This is a genomic window from Kaistella palustris DSM 21579, assembly GCF_000422265.1.
Lineage (GTDB): Bacteria > Bacteroidota > Bacteroidia > Flavobacteriales > Weeksellaceae > Kaistella > Kaistella palustris.
Genome location: NZ_AULL01000018.1, coordinates 132294 through 156056 on the forward strand (window position 1 = coordinate 132294; position 23763 = coordinate 156056).

General features: G+C 42.4%; 21 protein-coding genes. 16 read left to right on the top strand and 5 right to left on the bottom strand.

From position 1 onward, the window contains the following. Nucleotides 1-84 precede the first annotated feature (84 nt). From H562_RS0109025 to H562_RS0109055, 6 genes are all read left to right on the top strand, one after another. The gene (locus H562_RS0109025; RefSeq protein ID WP_027377205.1) at nt 85-2076 is read left to right on the top strand and encodes a KUP/HAK/KT family potassium transporter; all 1992 of its coding nucleotides are present in this window, start codon (nt 85-87) and stop codon (nt 2074-2076) included. A gap of 76 nt (nt 2077-2152) precedes the next feature. After that, entirely contained in the window at nt 2153-2626 is a 474-nt protein-coding gene (locus H562_RS0109030; protein ID WP_027377206.1) for a Fur family transcriptional regulator, read from the top strand. Then, nucleotides 2626-4362 carry an OstA-like protein gene (locus H562_RS0109035; RefSeq protein ID WP_027377207.1) on the top strand — a complete coding sequence of 579 codons (1737 nt, stop codon included), beginning with the start codon at nt 2626-2628 and terminating at the stop codon, nt 4360-4362. The genes H562_RS0109030 and H562_RS0109035 overlap by 1 nt, the downstream gene beginning before the upstream one ends. A 129-nt stretch (nt 4363-4491) precedes the next feature. Next, entirely contained in the window at nt 4492-5667 is a 1176-nt protein-coding gene (locus tag H562_RS0109040) for an aspartate aminotransferase family protein (RefSeq protein WP_027377208.1), read from the top strand. 242 nt (nt 5668-5909) lie between these two features. Then, nucleotides 5910-6296: an START-like domain-containing protein gene (locus H562_RS0109050; protein WP_027377209.1), complete on the top strand. Its 387-nt coding sequence runs from the start codon at nt 5910-5912 to the stop codon at nt 6294-6296. Between the two features lie 74 nt (nt 6297-6370). Then, nucleotides 6371-7177: an aminotransferase class IV gene (locus H562_RS0109055; RefSeq protein WP_051190461.1), complete on the top strand. Its 807-nt coding sequence runs from the start codon at nt 6371-6373 to the stop codon at nt 7175-7177. 129 nt (nt 7178-7306) lie between these two features. Here the strand turns inward: H562_RS0109055 and H562_RS0109060 are convergent, their stop codons facing one another. Further along, nucleotides 7307-7855, bottom strand: a complete 549-nt coding sequence (locus H562_RS0109060) for a YqgE/AlgH family protein (protein WP_027377211.1) — start codon at nt 7853-7855, stop codon at nt 7307-7309. 51 nt (nt 7856-7906) lie between these two features. Between H562_RS0109060 and pdxH the strand changes: the two genes are divergently transcribed. Further along, nucleotides 7907-8551: a pyridoxamine 5'-phosphate oxidase gene (pdxH, locus tag H562_RS0109065; protein ID WP_027377212.1), complete on the top strand. Its 645-nt coding sequence runs from the start codon at nt 7907-7909 to the stop codon at nt 8549-8551. Between the two features lie 69 nt (nt 8552-8620). On the opposite strand, the gene H562_RS0109070 is transcribed toward pdxH, so the two are convergent. Continuing rightward, on the bottom strand, nt 8621-8911 hold the full coding sequence (locus tag H562_RS0109070; RefSeq protein ID WP_027377213.1) for an HU family DNA-binding protein: 291 nt from the start codon (nt 8909-8911) through the stop codon (nt 8621-8623). A 378-nt stretch (nt 8912-9289) separates the two neighbouring features. On the opposite strand from H562_RS0109070, the gene panD reads away from it, so the two are divergent. Both panD and H562_RS0109080 read left to right on the top strand, forming a co-directional pair. After that, nucleotides 9290-9640, top strand: a complete 351-nt coding sequence (gene panD / locus H562_RS0109075; RefSeq protein WP_027377214.1) for an aspartate 1-decarboxylase — start codon at nt 9290-9292, stop codon at nt 9638-9640. Nucleotides 9641-9660: 20 nt separating this feature from the next. Continuing rightward, the gene (locus tag H562_RS0109080) at nt 9661-10719 is read left to right on the top strand and encodes a lysylphosphatidylglycerol synthase transmembrane domain-containing protein (protein ID WP_027377215.1); all 1059 of its coding nucleotides are present in this window, start codon (nt 9661-9663) and stop codon (nt 10717-10719) included. Nucleotides 10720-10778: 59 nt separating this feature from the next. Here H562_RS0109080 and H562_RS0109085 read toward each other — a convergent pair whose 3' ends face one another. Then, complete coding sequence (locus tag H562_RS0109085) at nt 10779-12827, bottom strand: M3 family metallopeptidase (protein ID WP_027377216.1); 2049 nt, start codon at nt 12825-12827, stop codon at nt 10779-10781. A 323-nt stretch (nt 12828-13150) separates the two neighbouring features. On the opposite strand from H562_RS0109085, the gene H562_RS0109090 reads away from it, so the two are divergent. The 5 genes from H562_RS0109090 (at nt 13151) to H562_RS0109110 (ending at nt 18866) form a co-directional block, all read left to right on the top strand. Continuing rightward, the gene (locus H562_RS0109090; protein ID WP_027377217.1) at nt 13151-14212 is read left to right on the top strand and encodes a DUF6263 family protein; all 1062 of its coding nucleotides are present in this window, start codon (nt 13151-13153) and stop codon (nt 14210-14212) included. Between the two features lie 65 nt (nt 14213-14277). After that, nucleotides 14278-14502, top strand: a complete 225-nt coding sequence (locus H562_RS0109095) for a hypothetical protein (protein ID WP_027377218.1) — start codon at nt 14278-14280, stop codon at nt 14500-14502. 57 nt (nt 14503-14559) lie between these two features. Further along, complete coding sequence (locus H562_RS0109100; protein ID WP_027377219.1) at nt 14560-17127, top strand: YfhO family protein; 2568 nt, start codon at nt 14560-14562, stop codon at nt 17125-17127. Nucleotides 17128-17204: 77 nt separating this feature from the next. Beyond that, a complete protein-coding gene (locus H562_RS0109105; protein WP_027377220.1) occupies nt 17205-17510 on the top strand; it encodes a GIY-YIG nuclease family protein in 306 nt (101 codons plus the stop codon). A gap of 54 nt (nt 17511-17564) precedes the next feature. Continuing rightward, the gene (locus H562_RS0109110; RefSeq protein ID WP_034691003.1) at nt 17565-18866 is read left to right on the top strand and encodes a glycosyltransferase; all 1302 of its coding nucleotides are present in this window, start codon (nt 17565-17567) and stop codon (nt 18864-18866) included. Between the two features lie 124 nt (nt 18867-18990). On the opposite strand, the gene H562_RS0109115 is transcribed toward H562_RS0109110, so the two are convergent. Together H562_RS0109115 and H562_RS0109120 are read right to left on the bottom strand one after the other, a co-directional pair. Further along, nucleotides 18991-19971: a PLP-dependent cysteine synthase family protein gene (locus tag H562_RS0109115; RefSeq protein WP_027377222.1), complete on the bottom strand. Its 981-nt coding sequence runs from the start codon at nt 19969-19971 to the stop codon at nt 18991-18993. A gap of 9 nt (nt 19972-19980) precedes the next feature. After that, nucleotides 19981-21210, bottom strand: a complete 1230-nt coding sequence (locus H562_RS0109120; RefSeq protein ID WP_027377223.1) for an ABC transporter permease — start codon at nt 21208-21210, stop codon at nt 19981-19983. On the opposite strand from H562_RS0109120, the gene H562_RS0109125 reads away from it, so the two are divergent. Both H562_RS0109125 and H562_RS0109130 read left to right on the top strand, forming a co-directional pair. Then, nucleotides 21185-22411, top strand: coding sequence for an exo-beta-N-acetylmuramidase NamZ family protein (locus tag H562_RS0109125; RefSeq protein ID WP_027377224.1), 1227 nt, complete (start codon nt 21185-21187; stop codon nt 22409-22411). The two genes, H562_RS0109120 and H562_RS0109125, sit on opposite strands and share 26 nt — an antisense overlap. A gap of 252 nt (nt 22412-22663) precedes the next feature. Beyond that, nucleotides 22664-23763: right-handed parallel beta-helix repeat-containing protein (locus H562_RS0109130; RefSeq protein ID WP_027377225.1), on the top strand; the 1100-nt coding region annotated here is incomplete at its 3' end.

The following is a 23763-nucleotide window of genomic DNA, read 5'->3' on the forward strand; positions in this document are numbered from 1 at the left end:
TTTTTTTAATTTAAATTAATTGCGCAAAAAACCTGCGCAATTGCTTTTTAAAATTTAATTTTGCACCTTAATTAAAATTGAAAAATGGCAGAAACAGTCGAAGGCGGTCAGCATTTTGATACCAAAAAACTCACAGCCATCGGAGTGCTGGTTTCCCTGGGAATTGTCTTTGGAGACATTGGGACCTCGCCGCTTTACGTGATGAAGGCGATAGTAAACGCCAGACGCGAAGGCGGGAATCTGCCTTTTGATGAATATATCGAAGGTGCACTTTCATGTATCATCTGGACGCTTACCATGCAGACCACACTGAAATATGTAGTGATCGCCCTTCGCGCAGATAACAAAGGTGAAGGTGGAATTCTCTCTTTATATTCCCTGGTAAAGAAACTCAAGAAAAAGTGGCTGTACGTAATTGCCATAATCGGCGCTTCAACTCTTGTCGCCGACAGTATCATTACACCTTCGCTAACTGTAATGTCCGCGGTGGAAGGATTGAAGATCTTCTCGCCGCACACGCCTGTTGTAGGAATAACTCTGGTCATATTGGCTTTGGTCTTTTTTGTACAGCAGTTTGGCACTTCATCGATCGGCAAACTTTTCGGACCGGTCATGGTTTTATGGTTTTTGGTTCTTGGTGGTTTCGGTTCGGTGCATATTTTCGAGAATTTTAACATTTTAAGGGCATTCAATCCCTATTATGCGTACAATTTAATCACGCATTCGCCAAGTGCCATCGTAATTATGGGCGCGGTATTCCTGTGTACAACCGGAGCTGAAGCGCTATATTCCGATTTGGGACATTGTGGGAAGCAGAACATCCGCGTAAGCTGGGCATTTGTAAAATCGATGCTGATACTTAATTATCTCGGCCAGGGTGCGTGGCTGTTGGATAATCCAGACAGTGTAGCGCAGGGAATTAACCCGATTTTTGGGATCATGCCGGAATGGGCAATTCTGCCGGGCGTTATATTGGCGACTTTTGCGGCAATCATTGCGAGTCAGTCGGTGATCACCGGTTCATTTACCATGTTTTCTGAAGCCATGTCGGTGACTTTCTGGCCTAATCAACAAATTGATTATCCGTCCGGTGTTAAGGGGCAGATGTACATTCCGCGGATCAACTGGGGTCTTATGTTCCTGTGTTTTATTGTGGTGATCTATTTTCAGAAATCGGAAGCGATGGAAGCTGCTTACGGCCTCACCATTACAATTACCATGCTGATGACGACCGTTCTGCTCTTCTTCTGGCTGAGCCGAAACAAATCCACACGCGTGTTTGCCGTCGGCTTTATCGCGGTATATCTTTTTATAGAACTGGGTTTCTTCTATGCAAATGTGATCAAGTTTTTCGACGGTGGCTGGCTGACGATGGTTCTCGGCGGATTTATTGCGGTCTGTATGTATGCCTGGTATAACGGCAGAAGTATTAAAGGTAAATTCATCAAATTTGTAAAACTGGGTAAGTATGTTTCTATAATTAAAGAGCTGAAACTCGATGAAACCATTCCGAAATATGCCACTAATCTTGCGTTTCTGAGCCGTGCAAAGAAAGAAGATGAGATCGAAGCCAAGATCATTTATTCGATCATGCGCAAGCAGCCAAAGCGTGCCGATCATTACTTTATTCTGAATATCGTGAATCAGGAGGATCCCTTTACTTTTAAATATACGGTAGATGAGATTATGCCCGGAACCATTTACAAGATCAATTTCCTTCTTGGATTTAAGATCGACAGAAGGATCAACGATTACTTCGACCAGGTTTTACAGGATCTGATGGATGAAGGTACAATTCCGGAACGCAGCAGTCACCCATCGCTCCGCGCACACAATATTCCACCGGACCTTAAATACGTCATCATCGACAATACATATATCAACGATACTTTATTGACAATTAAGGAAAAAATTATCCTTAACATTTACAATTTTGTAAAATATATCGGCAGCGATGATTTTAAAGCCTGGGGCGTTTCGGCCCATAATGTGGTGGTAGAATCCGCACCATTAATGGATCAGAAGGTGAATACCCAGAAAATAAAACAGGTTAATTTTCGCCACTACAACTCCTGATATTTTCATTTTTCCAAAATATTGTGCAGAACCCGTGTAATAAAATTTCGATAAATTTGTACAATAAATATTTACAATGGACGCTAAACATAAAGAGCTAAATCTTACCACTATAAAAGACGTTTTAAGGCAGTATCTCCTCGAGAAAGGTTTTCGCAATACGCCCGAGCGCTACACAATTCTGGAGGAGATTTATATGATGGAGCATCATTTTAATGTGGATGATCTTTACCTGCTGATGATGCAGAAGAAATACCATGTTTCCAAAGCAACCATTTACAATACCATTGAGATCTTTTTGGATGCAGGCCTGATCCGCAAACATCAGTTTGGCGAAAAAACGCTGACCTCTTCTTCCTACGAGAAATCGTATTTCGACAAGCAGCATGATCATCTGGTGATCTATAAAAACAATTCCGATAAACAGATTGCCGAAATTATCGAGTTCTGCGATCCCCGGATCCAGGGAATCAAAGATTCCATCGAAAGTACTTTTGGTGTAAAGATAGATTCGCACTCGCTTTATTTCTACGGAACCAAAAAGGATTAATGAAGAATCTTTTTGTTTTTTTTCTTTTTATCAGTGTCAATGTTTTTGCGCAGATCAACACCCAGCCCAATCAGGCGCTGGTAAAAGATCCTTATTTCAACGGACCAAAAAATGGCGGCGCTACCGAAAAAGTAAAACTCATTCACTCGGATTTCTTTCAGAAAACTGCAGATAAATACGGCGGAAATCCTTATTTCTCCGGCAATGTACAGTTTGCGCATCAGGGTTCGGTGCTTACTGCCGATGAGGTTATCTTTTATCAGGACCAGAACTTTGTAAAGGCAATTGGCAACGTGACACTGCAAAATGCCGACGGCTCGGTGATCACCTCGGGAGAAATGGAGTACGACGGAAATACGCAGAAAGGTATCGCCTGTAAAAAAGTCGTGCTGACCGATCCCGGACAAACCATACAAACCGAAACGCTCTATTACGACCGCATTTCGAATAAAGCCTATTTCAATACCGGCGGAACGATCACCAAAGATGGTAACGTGATGTACACCAGATCCGCAACCTACGATCTGACGAGCCGAATTATAGATTTTACCGGCAACGTAAAGATTGATAATCCGGAATATACTGTAGACGGTGTCAACATCATTCAGAACCAGAATACGAATACGGCGACCTTCAACGGGCCGACAACCATTACGAATAAAAAAAATCCGGCCAATGTAATCTATACCGAAAAGGGGACATACAATATGAACTCCAAAGAAGTGTATTTGAAGAAGAACTCGCGCATCAATTACAACGGTAAAATCCTCACGGGCGATGACATGTACTTTAACCAGATCACGGGATTCGGCACGGCAAAAGGTAATGTAACACTCCGCGATCCGCAGGAAAAACGCTATATAAAAGGTGGCTACGGAGAAATATACGAGAAAAAGGATTCTGCCATGATGACCGAACGTCCGTATGCCGTGAAGATCCTCGAAAAAGATTCAATGTATTTTTCCGCGCAGCGGATTTTGGCTTATCAGAAGCCGGGTGAAGCAGATCCTTTAAAGAAGAAAAGCTTTTTGCGCGCATACCGCAAAGCCAGAATGTTCAAATCGAATATCCAGGTGCGTACTGATTCGCTGAGTTTTAATGAAACCGACGGCGTGATGCATCTCGACGGAAAACCCATCGCCTGGAGTGGCGAGAAACAGGTAACAGGCGACAGGATCGAAGCATATTTCGATACCGAAAATGAATACATCGATTCGCTGCGCGTGATCGGCAATGCCTTCGCGATCTCAAAAGCTGATTCCCTGAATCTAAAAGATGAATTCAACCAGATCAAGGGAAAACTGATGACCGTTTATTACCAAAAGAACGAGATCAACCTCGCCAAAGTAATCGGTAACGCTCAGGCGATCACGTACGCCGACGATCAAAATGAGAAAACAAAAGAAGTAGAAAGAATCGGCATCGCTTTATCTACTTGCGGCACGATCGAAGCAGAATTTGAGGAAAGAAGAGTCCAGATCATTTCCTGCAACATCGGCGCGAATACCGACATTTATCCCATGAGTCAGATCTCCCGGGAAAAGCGTTTTTTCCCCGATTTCAACTGGAATACCAAAGACCGGCTGCGGAAATGGGAAGATATTTTCCTCGACTCTCCGACGTATGAAGAAGTAAAGTACGAATCCGACGACACCCTGTACAATCAGGCGCAAAAAGCAATTGACGACGCAAAAGCCAAGGAGGAAGCGAAAAAGCCGAAACGCGTGCGGAAGTAATTTTTTTTAAGGCGTCTGTATCCAATCATCGTTTATTCTGAGCCTGTCGAAGGATTCCCGCTTCCGCTGCGGCGGAGAGATCCACTCCGGTCGGGGCGCAGATTCAACAAATTAAAGTTCTATTTAAAAATGCAAAACGATTTCTTTAAATATCAAGCTCAAACCACCCAAGTCGCCGCTGGTTTCGAAGTAGAAAAAGCCGCGGGAAGTTACATTTACGGCAAAGACGGCAAAAAATACCTCGATTTTGTGGCCGGTGTTTCGGCAAATACGTTGGGACATTCCCATCCGAAAATTGTAGAAGCTATAAAAACGCAGGCAGAAAAATATCTGCACGTAATGGTTTATGGCGAATACGCGCAGGAAATGCCCGTGAAACTTTGTAAACTTCTGGCAGATGCCACACCGGGAAATCTGGAAGTAACTTATTTGGTGAACTCCGGTGCAGAAGCTATCGACGGCAGTCTGAAACTGGCTAAAAGGTTCACGGGCCGGGAAGAAATTATTTCTTTCCACAATTCTTATCACGGCAATACCCACGGCGCACTTTCGGTCTCCGGCAACGAATACCACAAGCGGGAATTCCGGCCGCTGCTGCCATTGGTGGATTTTATTCATTTTAATGATGAGCGCGATCTCGAAAAGATCACCGAAAAAACCGCGTGCGTTTTGCTCGAAACCATTCAGGGTGCCGCCGGATTCATTCTGCCTGAAGAAAGTTATCTGAAAAAACTGAAAGCGCGCTGCGAAGAAGTTGGTGCGCTGCTGATCTTAGATGAGATCCAGCCGGGTTTTGGGCGGACCGGGAAACTTTTCGCCTTCGAACATTATGGCATCGTGCCGGATATTTTAGTCATAGGAAAAGGAATGGGCGGCGGCGTTCCGGTGGGCGCTTTTATGAGTTCTGCTGAGATCATGCACTCACTTTCGCACTCGCCAAAACTGGGCCATATCACTACTTTTGGCGGCAATCCGCTGATTGCTGCAGCCAGTTACGCTACACTGCACGAGGTTTTGGAAAGTGGCTTGATGGACGTGGTTGCAGAAAAAGAAAACCTGTTCCGTGAATTATTGGTTCACCCCAAAATTAAAAACATCAACGGAAAAGGCCTGATGCTGGCCGTAAACCTCGGGTCACCTGAATACACGCTGGACGTAGCAAAGCGATGTATGGAAAAAGGTCTGGTTGTTTTTTGGCAGCTCTACAGAAATGAATATCTGCGTATATCGCCACCGCTGACTTTAACTTTTGATGAAATCCGCGAGGGTTGCGCAATCATTCTTGAAGTGCTGAACGAGGCTTAAAGATCTTCGGAAAACAAACTACTTTTTCTTTTAGCCCGGATGGGAACGGCATCCCCCGATGATAAAAATCATGCCGGTGCCGGCGAAGTTTGCGGATCGGGGATATAGTGGACAGCCGGCACGGTTTTCGGGAAAAAACAGACCCTGGTGCTCCAAATACAGCCCGTACTTTTCGCTCTATAATTTTGTGTATATCAGAAATTAATTTATATATTGCGGCACATTAAAAATTAGGTAGCGATATGGCGAAAACGAAAGTGCAATACGAATTTCCAATGCACTGTCAGTCGGAGATTTTATACGAATACATGGCAAGTGCAGAAGGACTTTCTGAATGGTTTGCCGACGAGGTGACAGAGAAAGGCGACGATTTTTTCTTCAGCTGGAGCAATGGGCCGGAAGAAAAAGCCACGCTGATCCGCTACAAGCCCGAAAGCTTCGTGCGTTTTCGTTGGGAAGAAGATGAAGGTACCAAAAATTTCTTCGAAATGACCATCGTGATTGATGATATCACCGATGATCTGGCGCTGAATATCACCGATTTTTGTGACGCCGGTGACGAAGATGAAAACCAGCTCTACTGGGAAAATCTGATCGAAAATCTGCGCATCAAACTTGGTGCAGCCTAATTTTAATTGAAGACCAACTTATATGATGAACGATTTTTCGTTCATTATTTTTTTAAATACTAATTCGGTTTGTTTTGAACACTGTTTCTTATTTTTCGGACGATACAACTATACAAAACCGCGCGTTTCTGGCCGGCGATTCCGTAAAGGTTTTTTTCTTTGTGCGCAACTCGCAGCTTATAATGGATGAGGAATGCTATTTTTTTCTGATGGCCTCGATGCGGAAGCTGCGCATGCAGATTTCGCTCACCTACACGCTGGAATTCTTCCGGGATCTTTTTCAGAAAGAAGTGCTGGCGCATGACGTACGCAATGGCATCATTCATCTTATGGCGTACCGTAATTCTGATGTTAGACCTTTGGAAAAAGCTGCCGTGGCCTTTTACTTTAAAGTCGAAAAAACTGAGGATGTGCTGAAGATCCGCAGCAGCATTGAAGTTGACCTCATAAAGGAAGTAAATGTAAACCGGAATTTCCTGAGTTCGATCCGGACACCATCTGCAGAGAATATTTATGCAGAAATTTATGCTGCCGAAAATGAGCTGGATGATGTGATTTTCCTGAATCCTGAAAAACGTATTGCACGCAGTATTTATGGTAATTATCTTTTCCTGGAAGGTAATATCATCAAAATACCGAAACAGTCGGAAGGTGCATACATCTCGCCGCTAATGGAAAATTTCGTGACCTTTCTTCACAAAAATGCACTGGCCGAAATTCAGGAAAGTGAAATGATCGCCTTCGAGTCGCAAAAAGCCGAAGAAATTCTGATGATCTCTGATGAAAAAGGCATATTTACAGTGCGGCAGATCCGAAAGAAAACTTTTGATAACACAACATTTACGGACCTTGTCGCAAAATGGCGCGCCAGTTTCCTGTAAAAATTGACAAACCCGGGAAACAACCTTTTCAGGTCCTTTACCGGGTTTAGTTTGAGGGCAATTCTACAGATATAACGCCGCGTTGATTTTAAAATTATACGGCAGAATATTAAAGTTTTGTTAAAGTCTTCAGTTCATTGAAATGTCTTCCGGCGCATTGGCCCACAGCAGGAATTCACCGCCCAGATTCTGCATGATACTTTTCCACAAAGTCTGATCATTGGGCAAAGTGTAATCTAAAGTATCCACATCAACCACCGTCCACATTTTACGGCTGATCTCGCTTTCGAGCTGCTGTGCACCCCACCCGGAGTAGCCTGAAAACACCTTGATCTCGCCTAAGGAGATTTGCTCTTCGATCAGGCCCGAAACTACATTTTCAATATCATCGGTGAGGTAAAATTTATCATTGATCTCCGAATAATTTTCGGTGACTTTTGCGCCTTTGTTGATGAAGAATATCTTGTCGTTCTCAACCGGGCCGCCTTCATACACATCGACCGCAAATCCAAAAATATGAAAGAGTCTGCTGCTTAATTTTGCGTTTTTCTTGTTGAGAATAAGTCCGAAAGTGCCGTTCGCATTATGATCGATGATGAGCACTACAGAACGGGAAAATATATCGCCCGAAATATCAGGAGTGGAAATTAAAATTTTACCTTTGTAAGAATTGTTCATCTGAAATGTAGGGTCAAATAAAAAACCTTAAATCAAATATAAAAAAAATTCATGGAAAACCTGCATGACAAAAGAAAAGTTTACAACAAGGCCGAACTTCTTGAAAGTCAGATAAAAGAAAATCCGCTGGAACAGTTTCGGGACTGGTTTATGGAAGCCGATGAAAATCCTGCTATTTCCGAGGCCAATGCCATGGCGGTTTCGACCCTGGAAAATGATGGTTGTCCGCGCACAAGAATCGTTTTACTGAAAGCGTATACCTATGAAGGTTTTATATTTTACACCAACTACGACAGCAGAAAGGGCCGCGCACTTGAGGAAACGCACAAAGCTTGTCTGCACTTTTTCTGGCCCGGTATGGAGCGCCAGATCACCATTAAAGCAAATGTAGAAAAGGTCGCTGCAAACCTGAGCGACGGCTATTTTCATTCGCGCCCAAAAGGCAGCCAGCTCGGCGCCGTTGTTTCGCCGCAAAGTTCCGTTATTCCGGACCGCAATTTCCTGGAAGTGCGCTTAAAAAATTTGGAGGAAGAATATAAAGATACTGAAGTGCCAAGACCGCAAAACTGGGGCGGTTATATTGCAAAACCTTACGAAATTGAATTTTGGCAAGGTAGGCCAAACCGCCTGCACGACAGGATCATATATGAACTGCAGCCGGATTTCAACTGGCAGATCGCAAGATTGGCACCGTAATATTTTATGAAAGATCAGCCATAAAAAAAACCTCATATCGATGAGGTTTTAGTTTTTATAATCAGGAGATTATTTTTTCTTTCCACCCATTACAGCTCCCGCTAAATCAGCACCAGCTTTAAATTTCGCCACTTTCTTGGCAGCAATCTTGATTGGTTTTTTCGTTGCAGGGTTAATGCCCTGTCTTGCAGCTCTGTCGGCTACGGAGAATGTGCCAAAACCTACCAAAGACACTTTACCGTCTTTTTGTTGCAAGGTAGAAGTTACATTAGAGATAAATGATTCCAAAGCAGCTTTTGCAGCAACTTTTGTGATGCTCGCATCTTTAGCGATAGCGTCGATTAATTCAGACTTGTTCATAATGATTATGTGTTAAGGTTAGTTCTATTACTAAAGCAAATATAAAACATTTTTCATATTATGCAAATTTTTTAGAATAATTTAATAAAACCTCATTCAAATTCAAATATTAACAGAAAATTTCAATTTTTAAATTTTACAGATTATCGCTGTTTGCGGGATACTTAAAATGCAAAAGTCCTTTTGCCAGACGCACTTCTTGGCAATCGCTCAACCACAGATTTAAATTATGAATAATTTAATTTGAAACCTTAAAATCTTCAGCCAATTAAATCTCTGAATCAACTGAAATTCAAGCCTGTAAAGATTTGGGAAGACGCATAGAAGCACTGGGATTTTTTTGGGTTATTTCTTAATTAAAATAATTAAATTTGCGCCATGCTAATTGAAGTCTTTAAATCCAAAATTCACCGCGTACGGGTCACAGAGTCAGATCTTAACTATATCGGCAGCATCACGATCGACGAAGATCTGCTTGAGGCTTCGGGGATCGTGGTGGGCGAGCGGGTATATATTGTGAATGTAAATAATGGTGAGCGGTTCGATACTTACGCGATCAAGGGAAAACGAAAATCCGGCGAAATCTGCCTGAACGGTCCTGCGGCACGGCGCGTGCAGAAAGACGACATCATCATCATCATGGCTTATGCACACATGACACCGGAAGAAGCAAAAAGTTTTCAGCCAAGGATCATATTTCCTGATGAAAAAACCAATCTGCTTACCTAATTTCTGAAAACAGCTTCGTTTTGGAAGAAAGCAAAAAATCCAATCCTTATAAATCAATCCTCACCACGGTAGTTTCCATCGCTATTGCGGCACTTTTTATGTGGTGGGCGCTCAAGGGAATTGAGGTTAAAAAGATCGCCGGCTATTTTGAGAAAGCCAATTATATGTGGGTTTTTGCTGCGGCACTTTTTGGCTTGGCGGCTTATTACTTCCGCGCGGTGCGCTGGAATTTGCTGCTGGAACCCATGGGTTACAAAATATCAAATTCAAATGCTTTCTGGACTATTTCTTTTGGATATTTAATGAACCTTACGATTCCGCGGAGTGGCGAGCTAGCAAGGTCTACAGCCCTTTTCGGCGTAGAAAAAGTTCCGGTGGAAAAAAGCTTCGGCACAATTATCCTGGAGCGGGTAGTGGACCTGATCTGCATGGTCGGTTTTCTCGGGCTCACACTGCTGTTTAAATATGAAGCAATACTTTCTTTTTATCGTGCCGTGACTGCGGAAAAAAGCAAGACTGCCGAATCCCACAGCAATTCGCCAATCTATATAGCCATTGCAGCTGTTGTTTTGCTGCTATTCCTTTTTTTTGTTTTCCGTAAAAAACTTGAGCAGTTGAGTCTGTACAAAAAAGTGCTGGACTTCGCGAAAGGCATTCTGCATGGCCTGACTTCTATATTTAAACTGAAACAGAAAGGTAAATTTGTTCTGCTTTCGCTGGCGATTTGGATCTCTTACTATTTGGCAGCGTATCTCGTTTGTTTCGCTTTGCCGGAGACCTCGGATCTTACATTTGCCGACGGTTTTTTTATTATCGTGGTGGGAACGCTCGGCATGATGGTTCCCGCTTCGGGCGGCATCGGTGCTTTTCATTTCGCGCTGAAACTCGGAATGACCGCGCTTTTCCTCTCAATGGGAAAAAGTGCTGAAGCCGGTGCCGAAGCTGGGCTTGCCTATGCTTTTATTTCGCATACCATGCAGCTTGTGCTGATGATCGTTTTCGGTATGATATCGATTCCGGTCCTGGCTAAAGCGCGTCTGGCGCTCAGCAAAAGACAAAAAGAAAACGCCGGCATATAAAACACCGGCGCTCATTTTCTTACAGTTTCCTGTTATCTTATTCTGCAGTTTTAGGCATTTTAACCAAATGCGCGTTTTAGCAAGCTTTCAACTTTCGGCTCACTTCCGCGGAAGTTTTTATACAGTTCCATCGGGTCTTTAGTTCCGCCCGCAGAAAGAAGCTTCTTATATTTCGCAGCGATTTCGGGATTGAAAATTCCGTTTTCTTTAAAGTACTGAAATGCATCGGCGTCCAGAACTTCAGCCCATTTATACGAATAATATCCTGCGGAATAGCCACCCTGAAAAATATGGGAGAAACTCGTGCTCATCGCGGTTTCGGGATTTGAGGGATAGAGATTTGTGGCTTTTGTTTCTTCAACTTCGAAGGTTTTCACGTCACCCACTTTTGCCGCATCCGTATGGTAGGCAATATCTAACATACCGAAACCGATCTGCCGCAAAGTCTGGTAACCTTCCATAAAATTTTTCGAGTCCGATATCTTCTGGATTTTATCATCTGGCAGGATTTCTCCCGTTTCATAATGTCTGGCGAAGGTTTTTAAAAATTCCGGTTCGTAGCAGAAATTTTCCAGAAACTGCGAAGGCAGTTCTACAAAATCCCATTTCACAGAGGTTCCAGACAGATTCGGATAGGTTGTGTCTGCCAGAACCCCGTGCAGCGCATGGCCAAACTCGTGGAAAAGTGTAGTGACTTCCTGAAAAGTCAGCAGGCTCGGCAGATCTCCGTTAGGTTTGGAAAAATTGCAGACGACGGAAATATGCGGACGGTGATCTACGCCGTTTTTCCTGAACTGATTTTTAAAACTTGTCATCCACGCACCGGCTCTTTTTCCTTTCCGCGGGGAATAATCAGCGTAAAGCAGGGCTTTGAATTGGTTTGTGGATTGTTGTTGGTCGGTTGATGCCTCCTGATTTTCGAAAATTTCGTAGGTTTTTACTTCTTCATGATACTTTGGAATTTCCGTTGTTTCTTTGAATTCCAGGTTAAAAAGTCTTTTGGCCAGCATGAAAACGGCTTCCTGAACTTTTTCTAAAGGAAAGTACGGTTTCAGTTCTTCATCATCGATATCGTATTTTTCTTTGCGCAGTTTTTCAGCATAATATGCGTGGTCATAAGACTGCATCTCACTGATTCCATCAGTTTTAGCAAGCGCCCTTAACTCTTCGATCTCTTTTTCGGCGTAGGGTTTTGCTTTTTCCAAAAGTTCATTCAAAAAACTTTTGACGGCAGAAGGCGATTTCGCCATACGTTCCTCCAAAACATAATCTGCATAACTGCTGTAGCCCAACAGATGCGCTTTTTCCTGCTTCAGTGAAATGATTTCCGTGATCAGGTTCCGGTTGTCGAACTCATTGTTGTTAAAGGCTTTTTTTCCGTTAGCCAAAGCCATTTCTTTCCGCAGTTCGCGGTTTTCGGCGTAAGTCATCAGCGGCAGAAAACTTGGATACTGTAGAGTCACCACAAATCCTTCAAGGCCGCGCTCTTTTGCTTCTTCCCGGTACTGGTTCAGGACCGCCTCCGGAATGCCTGCCAATTCCTTTTCATCAGTAATTAATTTAAAATAATTATTGGTTTCTGCAAGTACATTCTGGCCAAACTGCAAAGATTTTTTCGAAAGTTCAATGCTGATTTCTTTAAATTTTTCCTTTTGTTCTTTATTTAAAAGTGCGCCGCTTCTTACAAAACCTTTGTAGGTTTCGGTCAGCAACATTTCCTGCTCTTCGGTCAGGGAATAGTTTGCTTTTTCTGTAAAAACGGTGTTGATTTTTGCGAAAAGCCTTTCATTTTGAGAGATCCTGGCGGAATATTCGGTGAGCAGTGGCGAAACTTCCTGAGCGATCTTCTGAATTTCATCATTGGTTTCGGCAGAATTGAGGTTGAAAAAGATGCTTGACACCATTTCTAACTGTTCGCCCGAAAAAGCAAGTGCTTCGATCACATTTTCAAATGTAGGCGCTGTTTCACTGTTCACTATTTCTTCAATTTCTTTTTCAGAGTCTGCAATAAGCTGCTGAAAAGCCGGCAGAAAATGTTCTTCCTTAATTTCGTTGAATGGAGCAGACTGATGTTTTGTAGTAAAAGGTTGTAATAGTGGGTTTTGCATAATTATCGTATCGGGTTGTGATCTTTGGTTTTTTAAATAATGGAAAACAAATTTACTGAAAACAAAATTTAGTCTAATTTATCAGTATGAAAAAGCTTCACTGATCGCGTACTTATATTTAAACTTTAAAAAGAGATTTCAGCGATACTGAAATTTTCAGCTAATTAGCATCGGTAACAGCAACTTTGCAGGCCAAAGGCTGTTAAAATAATTATAATGTTTGAAACCATGAAAAATTATTACCTTAAATTTGTCGTTGCTCTTCCGGGAAAACATTAAATTCTGTGGAGGGCGTAAATAAAGATAATATCAGAAAAAATTTAATGAGAAAAATTGCAGTCCTTTCCTTACTTTCAATAGCTTTAATTTCCTGTAAAAAAGAAACCAAAACCGTAACCAAAGTCGATCCGGAAACCGGAAAAACCGTCACTGTAGAAGTTCCTGCGAGCGACAGTTCAATAACAGTTGCCGACAAGCCTGCTGTGATATCGCCGGCCATTAAAGATTCTTTGGGTGTTTACTATCAGTCCTTTAAACTCGAGAAAGGTAAAACATATCCACTGACCACCAATCAGAAAGACGTGCAGACAATGACCGCGCCCGATGGTAAAACCCAAAGCGGCACAAGCGAAAGTACCGATGAGATGACTTTTACCGTAAATGATTTTACAAATGGTGTTTATGACATCACCATTAACCTATTACGAAAGAAGAATTCGCAGGCCGCAAACGGAAAATCCATTGTAGTAGATACCAATCTGGGCGAGCCTAAAGAGGAGCAGCTTAAAATGATGTGGAAAGTGAACAAAGCGCTGGTGGGAAATAAACTCAATTTGAAGATGGACAAAACTGGCAAAGTCCTTTCAATTACCGGTTTTGACCCGATCTACACCAAGGTCACTTCATCACTCGCAGGAACGATCAAGGATGCAAAGGAAAAAGCTGCATTTGCAAAAAACTTTAAACAAAGCTTTAACCAGAAAGTGCTTACGGATCAGTTCTCAAAAAATCTCACCATCATTCCTGCAAACGGGGCGAAAATTGGCAGCAAGTGGACGCAATCAGAAAATGCAACACCCGACGGAAAGATTAAACTTACTACAACCTACACACTGAAAAGTGTGGGGAACGGTGTAGCAGTAATTGATGTGGCGGGCGGTATTCCGCACAAATCCGACAAGAGAACGCAGGAAGGAATTACAAGAACAATGAGTTCTGAACTTTCACAAAACGGAAAAATCACCCTGGACGAAAATACGGGCTGGATTAAAAATCAAACCATTAATGTAAAGACCACGCAGGCTGAAACACTCTCTGACGGAAAACAGACCCAGACAATGAAAAGTGTATCCAACTCAACAGTCAATGTAAATCCTGGGAAATAATTTTTAATAGTGATGAGCATTTTGCGAACGTAGCCGCAGACCGGCTCAATTAATTCTTCTACAGTATGAAGTTTATCTTTGAAATAATAATTGCCACAATCATTATTTTCTTTCTTTGGAATATTCTGAAGCGGCTTTTTTTTACGGCACTTTTCAAGTTCCCAACCGCCCGAAAAGACGAAGGCACGGCGACACAGAAAACGAAAAAAAATCTGGATTCCCGGATTAACTGGGACGCGGAAACCGTGGATTATGAAGAAATAAAAGACGGCAACGAAACCAAAAACTAATTTATACCCTTTCGAGAATCCTGCTTTCGGAAGGTTTTTTTATACAGCTGACTCAATATGTTAAAAAACAGAAATACTATTTTTATTGTCGGAAGCCTGGTGGTTTTTGTGCTGATCGCCCTGTTTTACGCAAATCCTGTTCTCACGGGCAAGCAGCTTTTTCAGCATGATATTGTGCAGTACAAAGGCGGTGCTAAAGAACTTTTGGATTACCGTGCACAAAACGGGGAAGAAACGTATTGGAGCGATTCTATGTTTGGCGGCATGCCGACTTACCAGATGGGTGCGCAGTTTCGTGGGGACGTGATAAAGACCGTTGATGATCTTCTGAACTTTCTGCCCAAGCCGGCGAACTACATTTTTCTTCTTTTTGGAGGCTTTTTCCTGCTTGGTCTTGTTGCTGTAAGAAACTGGAAATATGCGTTTCTGGGAGCGACTTTTTTTGGACTTTCAACCTATTTTTATATTGCGCTTGCTGCCGGACATAACGGTAAAATCCATACGGTTGCCTATTTTGCGCCACTGCTGGCCGGAGTACTTTTGGTGTACATCCGGAAAAAATATATTACCGGCTTTGTTGTCACCACACTTTTCATGGGCCTTCAAATTGCGGCAAATCACCCGCAGATGACTTATTACTTATTTCTGGCGCTTGCATTTTTATTTCTTTCGGAGCTGATCCGCGCGATACAGGGAAAAACCGGCTGGAAGCATTTTGGTATTTCCACGGGAATTTTGGCACTTGCTTTTGTGCTGGGTGTCGGTATGAATTCGCAGCGGATCATGGCGAATTCCGAATACATTACAGAAACAGTACGTGGAAAACAAATACTTGATACACAAACCCATTCTTCCGGAAAATCGGGGATGGATAAAGAGAGTATGCTTATGTGGAGTTACGGCAAACTGGAAACATTAAACCTGTTTATCCCACGGCTGATGGGCGGCTCCAGTACAGAAGAAGGTTCTGCAGAAATGATGAGCCAAATCCAGGATATGGTACAGAGTAACGTGTCTTCGCAACAGGAAATGGACCAGATATCAAAAGGTTTGTCGGGTTCGCTTACATACTGGGGCGAACAGCCGGGCACTTCGGGACCTGCGTATCAGGGAGCAGCAGTTTGCTTTCTCGCGATTCTGGGATTTTTCTTTGCCTGGAAAAAATACCGCTACTGGATATTGTCGGCTTCGATTCTGACCGTTCTGCTAGCCTGGGGTAGTAACTTTTTACCGCTCTCGGATTTTTTTATTGAGGTAGTACCGTTTTACAATAAATTCCGCGCGCCGAGTTCTATATTGGTAGTAGTAGAGCTTCTTTTTCCGCTTATTGCCATAATAGGACTTTACCGCTTTTTCAACTCAGATGAAAAAACGGAAACTTCGCCGGAAAATGTATTGAATGATGATTATAAAAAGAAAATCCTGATTTATGTGAGTTCGGCTGTTCTGGGGATTACACTGCTGTTGCTCCTATTCGGAAAATCATTGTTGGGTTTTTACACGCCGACTGAGAAAACATATCTGCCGCCTTATCTGCTGGATTTTTTAGTTGATGCAAGAGCAAAAATGTTCCGTGTCGACGCGGTAAAAGCAATGGTGTACGTCGGTATTTGCAGCGTGGCTTTATTTTTAGGTTTAAGGAAAAAACTGAACCAAAACGTGGTAATCGTTATCATTGCTCTGGTGAGTTTATTTGATTTATGGTCTGTAAACAAACGTTACCTGAACAATGAAAACTTCATTGATAAGACATTTACAGAAAATCCTTTTCAGACCGAAAATTCGGAATTGCTGATGCAGAAAGTGGGAGATAACCAAAACCTGCAGTCACTGCTTGCCAACGCGGCAGTGAATAAAACGCTGGAAACCATTGCGGAAAAAGACAAAACGCATTACCGAATCTATAATCAGGTATTGGGAGCTTTTGGCGAGACAAACACGTCTTACTTCAAGTCGTCGATAGGCGGCTATCACGCCGTGAAACTCCGTCGATACGACGATCTGATCAATGAATATTTTTTTGGCAGAATGGATACCGCCAAAGTGCCGCGTATCTTAAATATGCTCAATACCAAATATATGATCTTTGGCGATGCTGAGCAGCCGCAGGCGGTCCCAAACCCGCAGGCCAACGGTAACGCGTGGTTTGTTTCTGAAGTACAGTTTGTAAAATCGCCGAATGAGGAACTTGAACAGATCGGCGAAGTTGATACAAAAAGAGTCGCCATTGTCTCAGTGGACGACAAAAATTATTTCACCGGGAAAAATCTGCAGCCGGATTCCACGGCATTTTTAGATCTCGTAAAATATCAGCCAAACGAACTGGAATTCAGTTCGCAGTCAAAAACACCGCAACTCGCCGTTTTCTCCGAGATTTATTATCCTAAAGGCTGGAAAATGCTTGTGGATGAGAAGGAGGTACCTTACATCAAAGCAGATTATTTATTGCGTGCCGTGTATGTTCCGGCAGGGAAGCATACGGTCAAGATGATTTTCGCTCCGGAAGTGATTGCGAAAGGAAAACTGATCTCGATGATCGCATTTGGAGTATTTTTATTGTTGAGTGGATTGGGGATTTATTTTTTATACCGGAAAAGACAGGAAAAGGAGTTGGTAAAGAAGTGATTATTTTTTGTTAACTTATTGTTTCTGTCATTCTGAACGGAGCAAAGCGAAGTGAAGAATCTAACTAATAACGATCAATGAAAACTCTAGGAACACATAACTACTTTATTTATATTTTAACAAATAAGATGAAGACGGTTTTATATACTGGAGTTACAATCAACCTTGCAGAAAGGGTGTGTTGGCATTGCAATCCTGAAGCAATTTCGAAACATTTCACTACGAAGTATAAATGTTTTTATCTTATATACTTCGAGCAATTTCAAGATATTGAGACGGCAATAAGCCGAGAAAAGCAAATAAAAGGATGGACGAGAAAGAAGAAGGAAGATCTAATTAATTTGGTTAATCCCACTTGGAGATTCTTAAATGATGAAATTTGAGATTCTTCACTTCGCTTTACTCCGTTTCAGAATGACAAATTAAAAAATCATATAATCAGTACACCGAAAAAAATATTAGTCATTACCTATTATTGGCCGCCGGCCGGTGGTCCCGGTGTACAGCGGTGGCTGAAATTTGTTAAATATTTACCGGAGTTTGGGTGGAGGCCTACTGTTTACATTCCTGAAAACCCAAGCTATCCACTGGTAGATCAAACTTTGGCGGCAGAAGTCCCGGCGGAAGTGGAAATTATTAGAAAGCCAATCTGGGAACCTTATCAGCTGGCAGAATTTTTCGGGAAGGATAATAAAAAATTCAAAGCCGGACAGTTTGATGTAGGCAAAAATCAGTCCTGGAAAGCCAGACTTTCGATTTGGATCCGGGGAAATTTTTTCATTCCTGACGCGCGTGTTTTTTGGGTAAAACCTTCGGTGAAATTTCTTAGGAAATATTTAGAGGAAAATAATTTTGAAGCTTTTGTGACGACTGGTCCGCCACACTCTGTTCATTTAATCGGTCTGCATTTGAAAAAGGAATTTCCGCACCTGAAATGGATCGCAGATTTTCGGGATCCATGGACTGAGATTTCCTATTACAAACATTTGAAACTTAGTGCAACTTCTGACAGGAAACACCGGAAACTCGAACAGCAGGTTTTTGACAAGGCAGATATCACGTTGGCGACAAGTTTCAGCGATGCCGAAAACTTTCGTCGGAAAGGGGCAAACGCTTTTTGTATCACCAATGGTTTTGATGTAAATACCGCTTCGAAAGTGGTTAAGGTTAACATCGGGGAAAATAAAAAATTTACCCTGAGTTATATCGGAATGCTCGAGCAGCTGCGGAATCCCACGATTTTATGGAAAACTTTAAACGAAATCATTACGGAAAATGAAAATTTTAAAAATGATATCGAATTAAAATTTGTGGGAAGAATCGATGATAAAATATTACATTACCTCGAGAATTCCGGCCTTAAAAATCACCTTCTTAATTTGGGATATCTTCCGCATGCGGAGGCAAATGCTGAAATGTGGAACTCGGATCTGCTGCTGCTGACCAATTTTCCCGAAGAAACTTCGAAAGGTATTATTCCGGGAAAAATTTTCGAATATCTAGCCACCGGAAAACCGATCATTTCTTTTGGACCTGCTGACAGTGACGTAAAGCAAATCCTTACAGAAACCCAGGCCGGGAAACATTTTACATACAGCGATGAGGAAAAGGTAAAGCATTTTTTACTTGATAAATACGCAGAGTGGAAATCTGGAAATGCGCATGCCAACACTGGAAAAATTGCTCAGTTTTCGAGGAAAAATCTCACACAGAAGCTAGCAGAATTACTGGGACTTTAGCGAACACATACGGAACCATTAAATGAAAAGCCGGCGAATCACCGGCTTAATTTTATAATTCGTGGAAAACTACCCCGCCAAAATTTTAAATAAAATTTTGCCACCCCTTCAGGGAAGGGGAATTCTAGAGCCAACCCTGTTCCTGCATCCATTCGTCATTGTAGACTTTACCCACATACCGGGAACCGTGATCGTGGAGTAAAACCACAATTACATCATTTTTGGTAAACTGGTCTTTCATCTGCACTAGAGCGGCGATAGCACTTCCGGCAGAATAGCCGCAGAAAATTCCTTCTTCTTTAGCCAGTTTACGGGCGTAGATGGCACCGTCTTTATCAGTTACCTTTTCGAAATGGTCGATGATGGACATATCGTAATTCTCCGGGATAATATCCTCGCCAATTCCCTCAGTGATATACGTGTAGGCGTGCTCCGGATGAAGTTCACCCGTTTCGTGAAATTCCTTTAAAATTGAGCCGTATGTATCTACGCCAATAATTTTAATGTCCGGATTTTTTTCTTTAAAAAACTGGCCACAACCTGTCACAGTTCCGCCTGTGCCGGCACCGGCTACAAAATGGGTGAGCTGACCTTCGGTCTGTTCCCAGATCTCGGGCGCTGTTGACTCGTAATGTGCGGCTCTGTTTGAGAGATTGTCGTACTGATTCACGTACCAGCCGCCTTCGGTTTCGGTGGCGAGTCTTTTGGAGACGGAATAGTAGGAGCGAGGATCCGTGGGTTTTACGTCAGTTGGGCATACGATAACTTCGGCACCTACAGCACGCATAATATCGCATTTTTCCTTTGACTGTTTGGAGTTGGTTACAAAAATACATTTATAACCTTTTACTATTGCGGCAAGCGCCAGACCCATTCCTGTGTTTCCGGAAGTTCCCTCGATGATGGTTCCACCGGGTTTTAAGCGGCCGTCTTTTTCAGCATCTTCAATCATTTTCAGTGCCATGCGGTCTTTCACGGAATTACCGGGATTAAATGTTTCAACTTTCGCTAAAACCAGGGCCGGAAAATCTTCGCCCAACACTTTGTTGAGTTTTACAAGTGGCGTATTTCCTATGGTTTCAAGAATATTTTGAGCGTATTTCATAAATTGTAATTAATTGTATTTAAGGACTTTTACCGGTGAGATCTTGCTGATCAGATAGCTTGGTAAAATGAGGGATACTGCGGAAACGATGAGTATCCCCACAGATATTGCAAAGATGTAAAGTAAATTAAGGTCTACGGGTACCACGCTGAGGTAATAATTTTCGGGATTCAGCTTAATGAGGCCAAAATATTTCTGGATCAGGAGAAAGCCGATGCCGATCAGATTTCCGAAAATTAAGCCGGGTACCATTATCATCAAAGTATAATTAATGAATATCGTGCGGATCTGGCCATTTGTCGCGCCTAAAGTTTTCAGCATACCGATAGAATTTGTACGTTCAATTATCAGTATCAGCAACACCATCACAATGTTGATTACCACAACTATGAGCATGATGATGATGATGAGCGCAATATTGGTATCGAAAATGGCGATGAAATCCATGATTTGCGGATAGGCGTCTGTCGCCTTCACCGTATAGTTTTTGTAGCCTGCGAGTTTATCGATAATGGGCGCATCGTTATCGATATTGTTGATGTTCTTTAGAAATACATCAATTCCGCCTACTTCGGAACCCGTCATGCCCTGAATTTTTTTGGCGTGGTTGATATCACCGATGATGAACAGGTCGTCGATCATTTTGATGTCGGTCTTGTAAATTCCTACCACTTCAAATTTGCGGTACAGCGGGCTTTGATTGCCTTTGGAAAATATGGCCACAATGCTGTCCTTCACATTCAGGTGAAGATCCTGCGCAATTTTTTTGGAAATGCAGACTCCATTGTTGTAACCTACTTCCGTTATTTTGGGAACCGTGCCGGCAACCAGGAATTTCTTAAAACGAGCCGCATCAAAATCCTTTCCTACGCCTTTATATATGATGCCCGCAAAATTATGTTCGTTTCTTAATATGCCACTCACCGAAACGTATTTCTGGGTGGATGCTACATCAGGCAACGCCTGGATCTTTTTCAGCTGAAGTCCGTCATTACTTACGACCGAGGAATTATAGGAATTGTTGGACTGTTTTGATTTAATGGAAATGTGTCCCGAAAAATCAGCCATTCTTTCTTTGATCGCCTTTTTTGAACCCACACCTGTAGAAACAGTGATCAGTGATACTATGACACCTAAAGCCACAGAAAGCCGACCAATAAACACAATAATCCGTGAGAGATTATTTTTATTATCTTTGGAAAAAGCTATTTTTTTGGAAAAATATAACGGAAAATTCAAGCGGGTTACTTTAAGTGCCAAAATTAAAGATTTACTTCTACTTGTGCTAATTTATTTTGGTTTTTGCAGTTTCGCAGGTGCCCAGAATATTGGCAAAAACTGCTTTAAAACCGGCGCCGACCGCCCGGAACTGTACCTACCGCTGCTTAAAAACAAATCGGTGGCAGTGGTCACAAATCAAACAGGTTTACTGCAGGATAAAACTTTCCTTGTCGATTTCCTTATTAAAAACGGCGTCACTGTTAAAACGATTTTCGCACCGGAGCATGGTTTTCGCGGTGAAGCAGGTGCTGGTGAAACAGTAAAAAATGGGGTTGATTCCAAGACTGGAATTCCAGTGATTTCCCTTTACGGAAGCAATAAGAAACCTAAGGCTGAACAATTGCGGGGCATTGATATTATTCTTTTTGATATTCAGGATGTAGGCGTGAGGTTTTACACATACATTTCTACACTTACTTATGTGATGGAAGCCGCGGCGGAAAATAACACTGAAGTGATCGTGCTGGACCGCCCAAATCCTCATGACGGATATATTGATGGACCGGTTCTAAAAGATCCATGGAAGAGTTTTGTGGGCATGCACAACGTTCCTGTGGTATACGGTTTAACAATCGGCGAATACGGGAAAATGGTTAATGGTGAAAGGTGGTTGAAAGACGGAATTCAGGCAGATTACACCTTAATTCCCATGCAGAACTATCATAAAAAGCAGCGCTATGAAATTTCTGCAGCGCCATCGCCAAATCTGCCAAATGCTGCCGCTATAAATCTGTATCCGAGTCTCTGTTTTTTTGAGGGCACACAGGTTTCTGTAGGGCGGGGTACCGAACTTCCTTTTCAGATTTACGGTTCGCCCTGGACAAAAAACTTACCTTACACGTTTACACCACACCCAACTGCGGGTGCTAAAAATCCTTTTCTGAACGGAAAATTGTGTTATGGCGAGAACCTTTCGGGATCGACGGATGATCTTCGGGCAATCAATTTAACCTGGTTGCTGAATGCATTTAATAATTACGAGAATCCGCGGCAGGACTTCTTTCTAAAAAATCTGTTTTTTGATAAACTCGCGGGTACAGATGATTTACGAAAACAAATCCTGGCCGGTAAAACGGAAAGTGAAATCCGCAAGAGTTGGGCAAATGATTTAAAGGACTTTCAAAAAATCCGAGAAAAATATATGATTTACGACGACTGAAAGTAAAATTCGAAATAATTATAAATATTAAAACTGCGAAAAACGCTGTTTTTTAGTTAAAACCGGCTTACTTTTTTGCCAAAAACTTCCTTTCCGGAGGTTTTTTTTATCTCATTTTCACTGCAGTAATGGGACGTAGGGAGATTTTAACAAAAAAAATAACAGTTATGTAGAAAATAAGAGCAATTATATTTTGTCATTCATAATGTTTGTTTAAATTTGGTGCGAGTTTAATATAAATTAATCAATTTTATGAAAGAAAATTACATTGTTTCTGAAAGTGCGTTACAAAGTACGTTTTTCAGAAGTTCCTTCAAGATCGCACTTACCTGCGTTTTAATTGGAACCGCTGTGAATTATTCACAGGCACAAAGCATGAGGGTTACCGAAAACCCGGCCGCACTGGCGCTGCTAAGTTACGATGCGCAGATCAACGCTGCCGCAGCAAAGGTTAACCGAACAACTCCGAAAAACTCTGTTGCCCGCCGGGCAGTGGCGCTAAGCGGTATGTATACCGTGGGTGCAGCAGGGGATTATCCGACCTTGACGGCCGCTGTTGCAGACTTTAATTCCGCGGCGATAACTGGTCCGGTAACCTTCACGCTGTTGGATGCTGCTTATACCGCTGAAACATTCCCAATCGTCATCAACGCGAATGCCGGTTCAAGTGAAACCAATACGTTGACTATAAAACCAGCTGTTGATGTGGATGCCACAATTTCCGGGTCAGCTCCTGTTTTAATCAAAGTGAACGGTGCAGATTACGTGACCATTGACGGAAGCAATAACGGCACAAACACCGATAATCTTACACTGAACAATACAGACGCTACAGCAGCAGACAATCCAGTAATAGCCTGGGTTGCAAGTACAGCGACAGATGGTGCGGATTACGTAACCTTTAAAAATATTAAGTTTACAGGTTTATCGAGCTCAGGTACAATTGCTGGAGTTCTGGTATCCGGACCTACTTTTGGTTCGGCGGGAACAATTCCGAACAATCACCTTACTATTGAAAGTAACACCTTTACCAAAGCACAGAACGCCATGTTCATCCTGGGACTTGCTACCAGTCAGGATGATGGTGCTGTTATTAAAGACAACACGATTGGTTCTACTGATCCTTTGGACAGAATGGGCTTCCGTGGAATCGCTTTGCAGAATGCAAAAAACTTCACGATCAGCGGTAACAAAATAACCGGTGTAAGCACGGCATCTACTTCCACTTCCTCAGGGATCTTGGTTGGAGCAGCCATTAACAACGGTACCGTAACCGGTAACCAGGTTACCGATGTAAGCAATACAAATGCTACAGGTTACGGTTCAAACGGTATTTATGTAAATGCTGCAAC

What these genes read in the sequence shown, in the direction of transcription:
- H562_RS0109025 (WP_027377205.1), top strand. Translation starts at nt 85, where the DNA reads ATGGCAGAAACAGTCGAAGGCGGTCAGCATTTTGATACCAAAAAACTC.
- H562_RS0109030 (WP_027377206.1), top strand. Translation starts at nt 2,153, where the DNA reads ATGGACGCTAAACATAAAGAGCTAAATCTTACCACTATAAAAGACGTT.
- H562_RS0109035 (WP_027377207.1), top strand. Translation starts at nt 2,626, where the DNA reads ATGAAGAATCTTTTTGTTTTTTTTCTTTTTATCAGTGTCAATGTTTTT.
- H562_RS0109040 (WP_027377208.1), top strand. Translation starts at nt 4,492, where the DNA reads ATGCAAAACGATTTCTTTAAATATCAAGCTCAAACCACCCAAGTCGCC.
- H562_RS0109050 (WP_027377209.1), top strand. Translation starts at nt 5,910, where the DNA reads ATGGCGAAAACGAAAGTGCAATACGAATTTCCAATGCACTGTCAGTCG.
- H562_RS0109060 (WP_027377211.1), bottom strand. Translation starts at nt 7,855, where the DNA reads ATGAACAATTCTTACAAAGGTAAAATTTTAATTTCCACTCCTGATATT.
- pdxH (WP_027377212.1), top strand. Translation starts at nt 7,907, where the DNA reads ATGGAAAACCTGCATGACAAAAGAAAAGTTTACAACAAGGCCGAACTT.
- H562_RS0109070 (WP_027377213.1), bottom strand. Translation starts at nt 8,911, where the DNA reads ATGAACAAGTCTGAATTAATCGACGCTATCGCTAAAGATGCGAGCATC.
- panD (WP_027377214.1), top strand. Translation starts at nt 9,290, where the DNA reads ATGCTAATTGAAGTCTTTAAATCCAAAATTCACCGCGTACGGGTCACA.
- H562_RS0109085 (WP_027377216.1), bottom strand. Translation starts at nt 12,827, where the DNA reads ATGCAAAACCCACTATTACAACCTTTTACTACAAAACATCAGTCTGCT.
- H562_RS0109090 (WP_027377217.1), top strand. Translation starts at nt 13,151, where the DNA reads ATGAGAAAAATTGCAGTCCTTTCCTTACTTTCAATAGCTTTAATTTCC.
- H562_RS0109095 (WP_027377218.1), top strand. Translation starts at nt 14,278, where the DNA reads ATGAAGTTTATCTTTGAAATAATAATTGCCACAATCATTATTTTCTTT.
- H562_RS0109100 (WP_027377219.1), top strand. Translation starts at nt 14,560, where the DNA reads ATGTTAAAAAACAGAAATACTATTTTTATTGTCGGAAGCCTGGTGGTT.
- H562_RS0109105 (WP_027377220.1), top strand. Translation starts at nt 17,205, where the DNA reads ATGAAAACTCTAGGAACACATAACTACTTTATTTATATTTTAACAAAT.
- H562_RS0109115 (WP_027377222.1), bottom strand. Translation starts at nt 19,971, where the DNA reads ATGAAATACGCTCAAAATATTCTTGAAACCATAGGAAATACGCCACTT.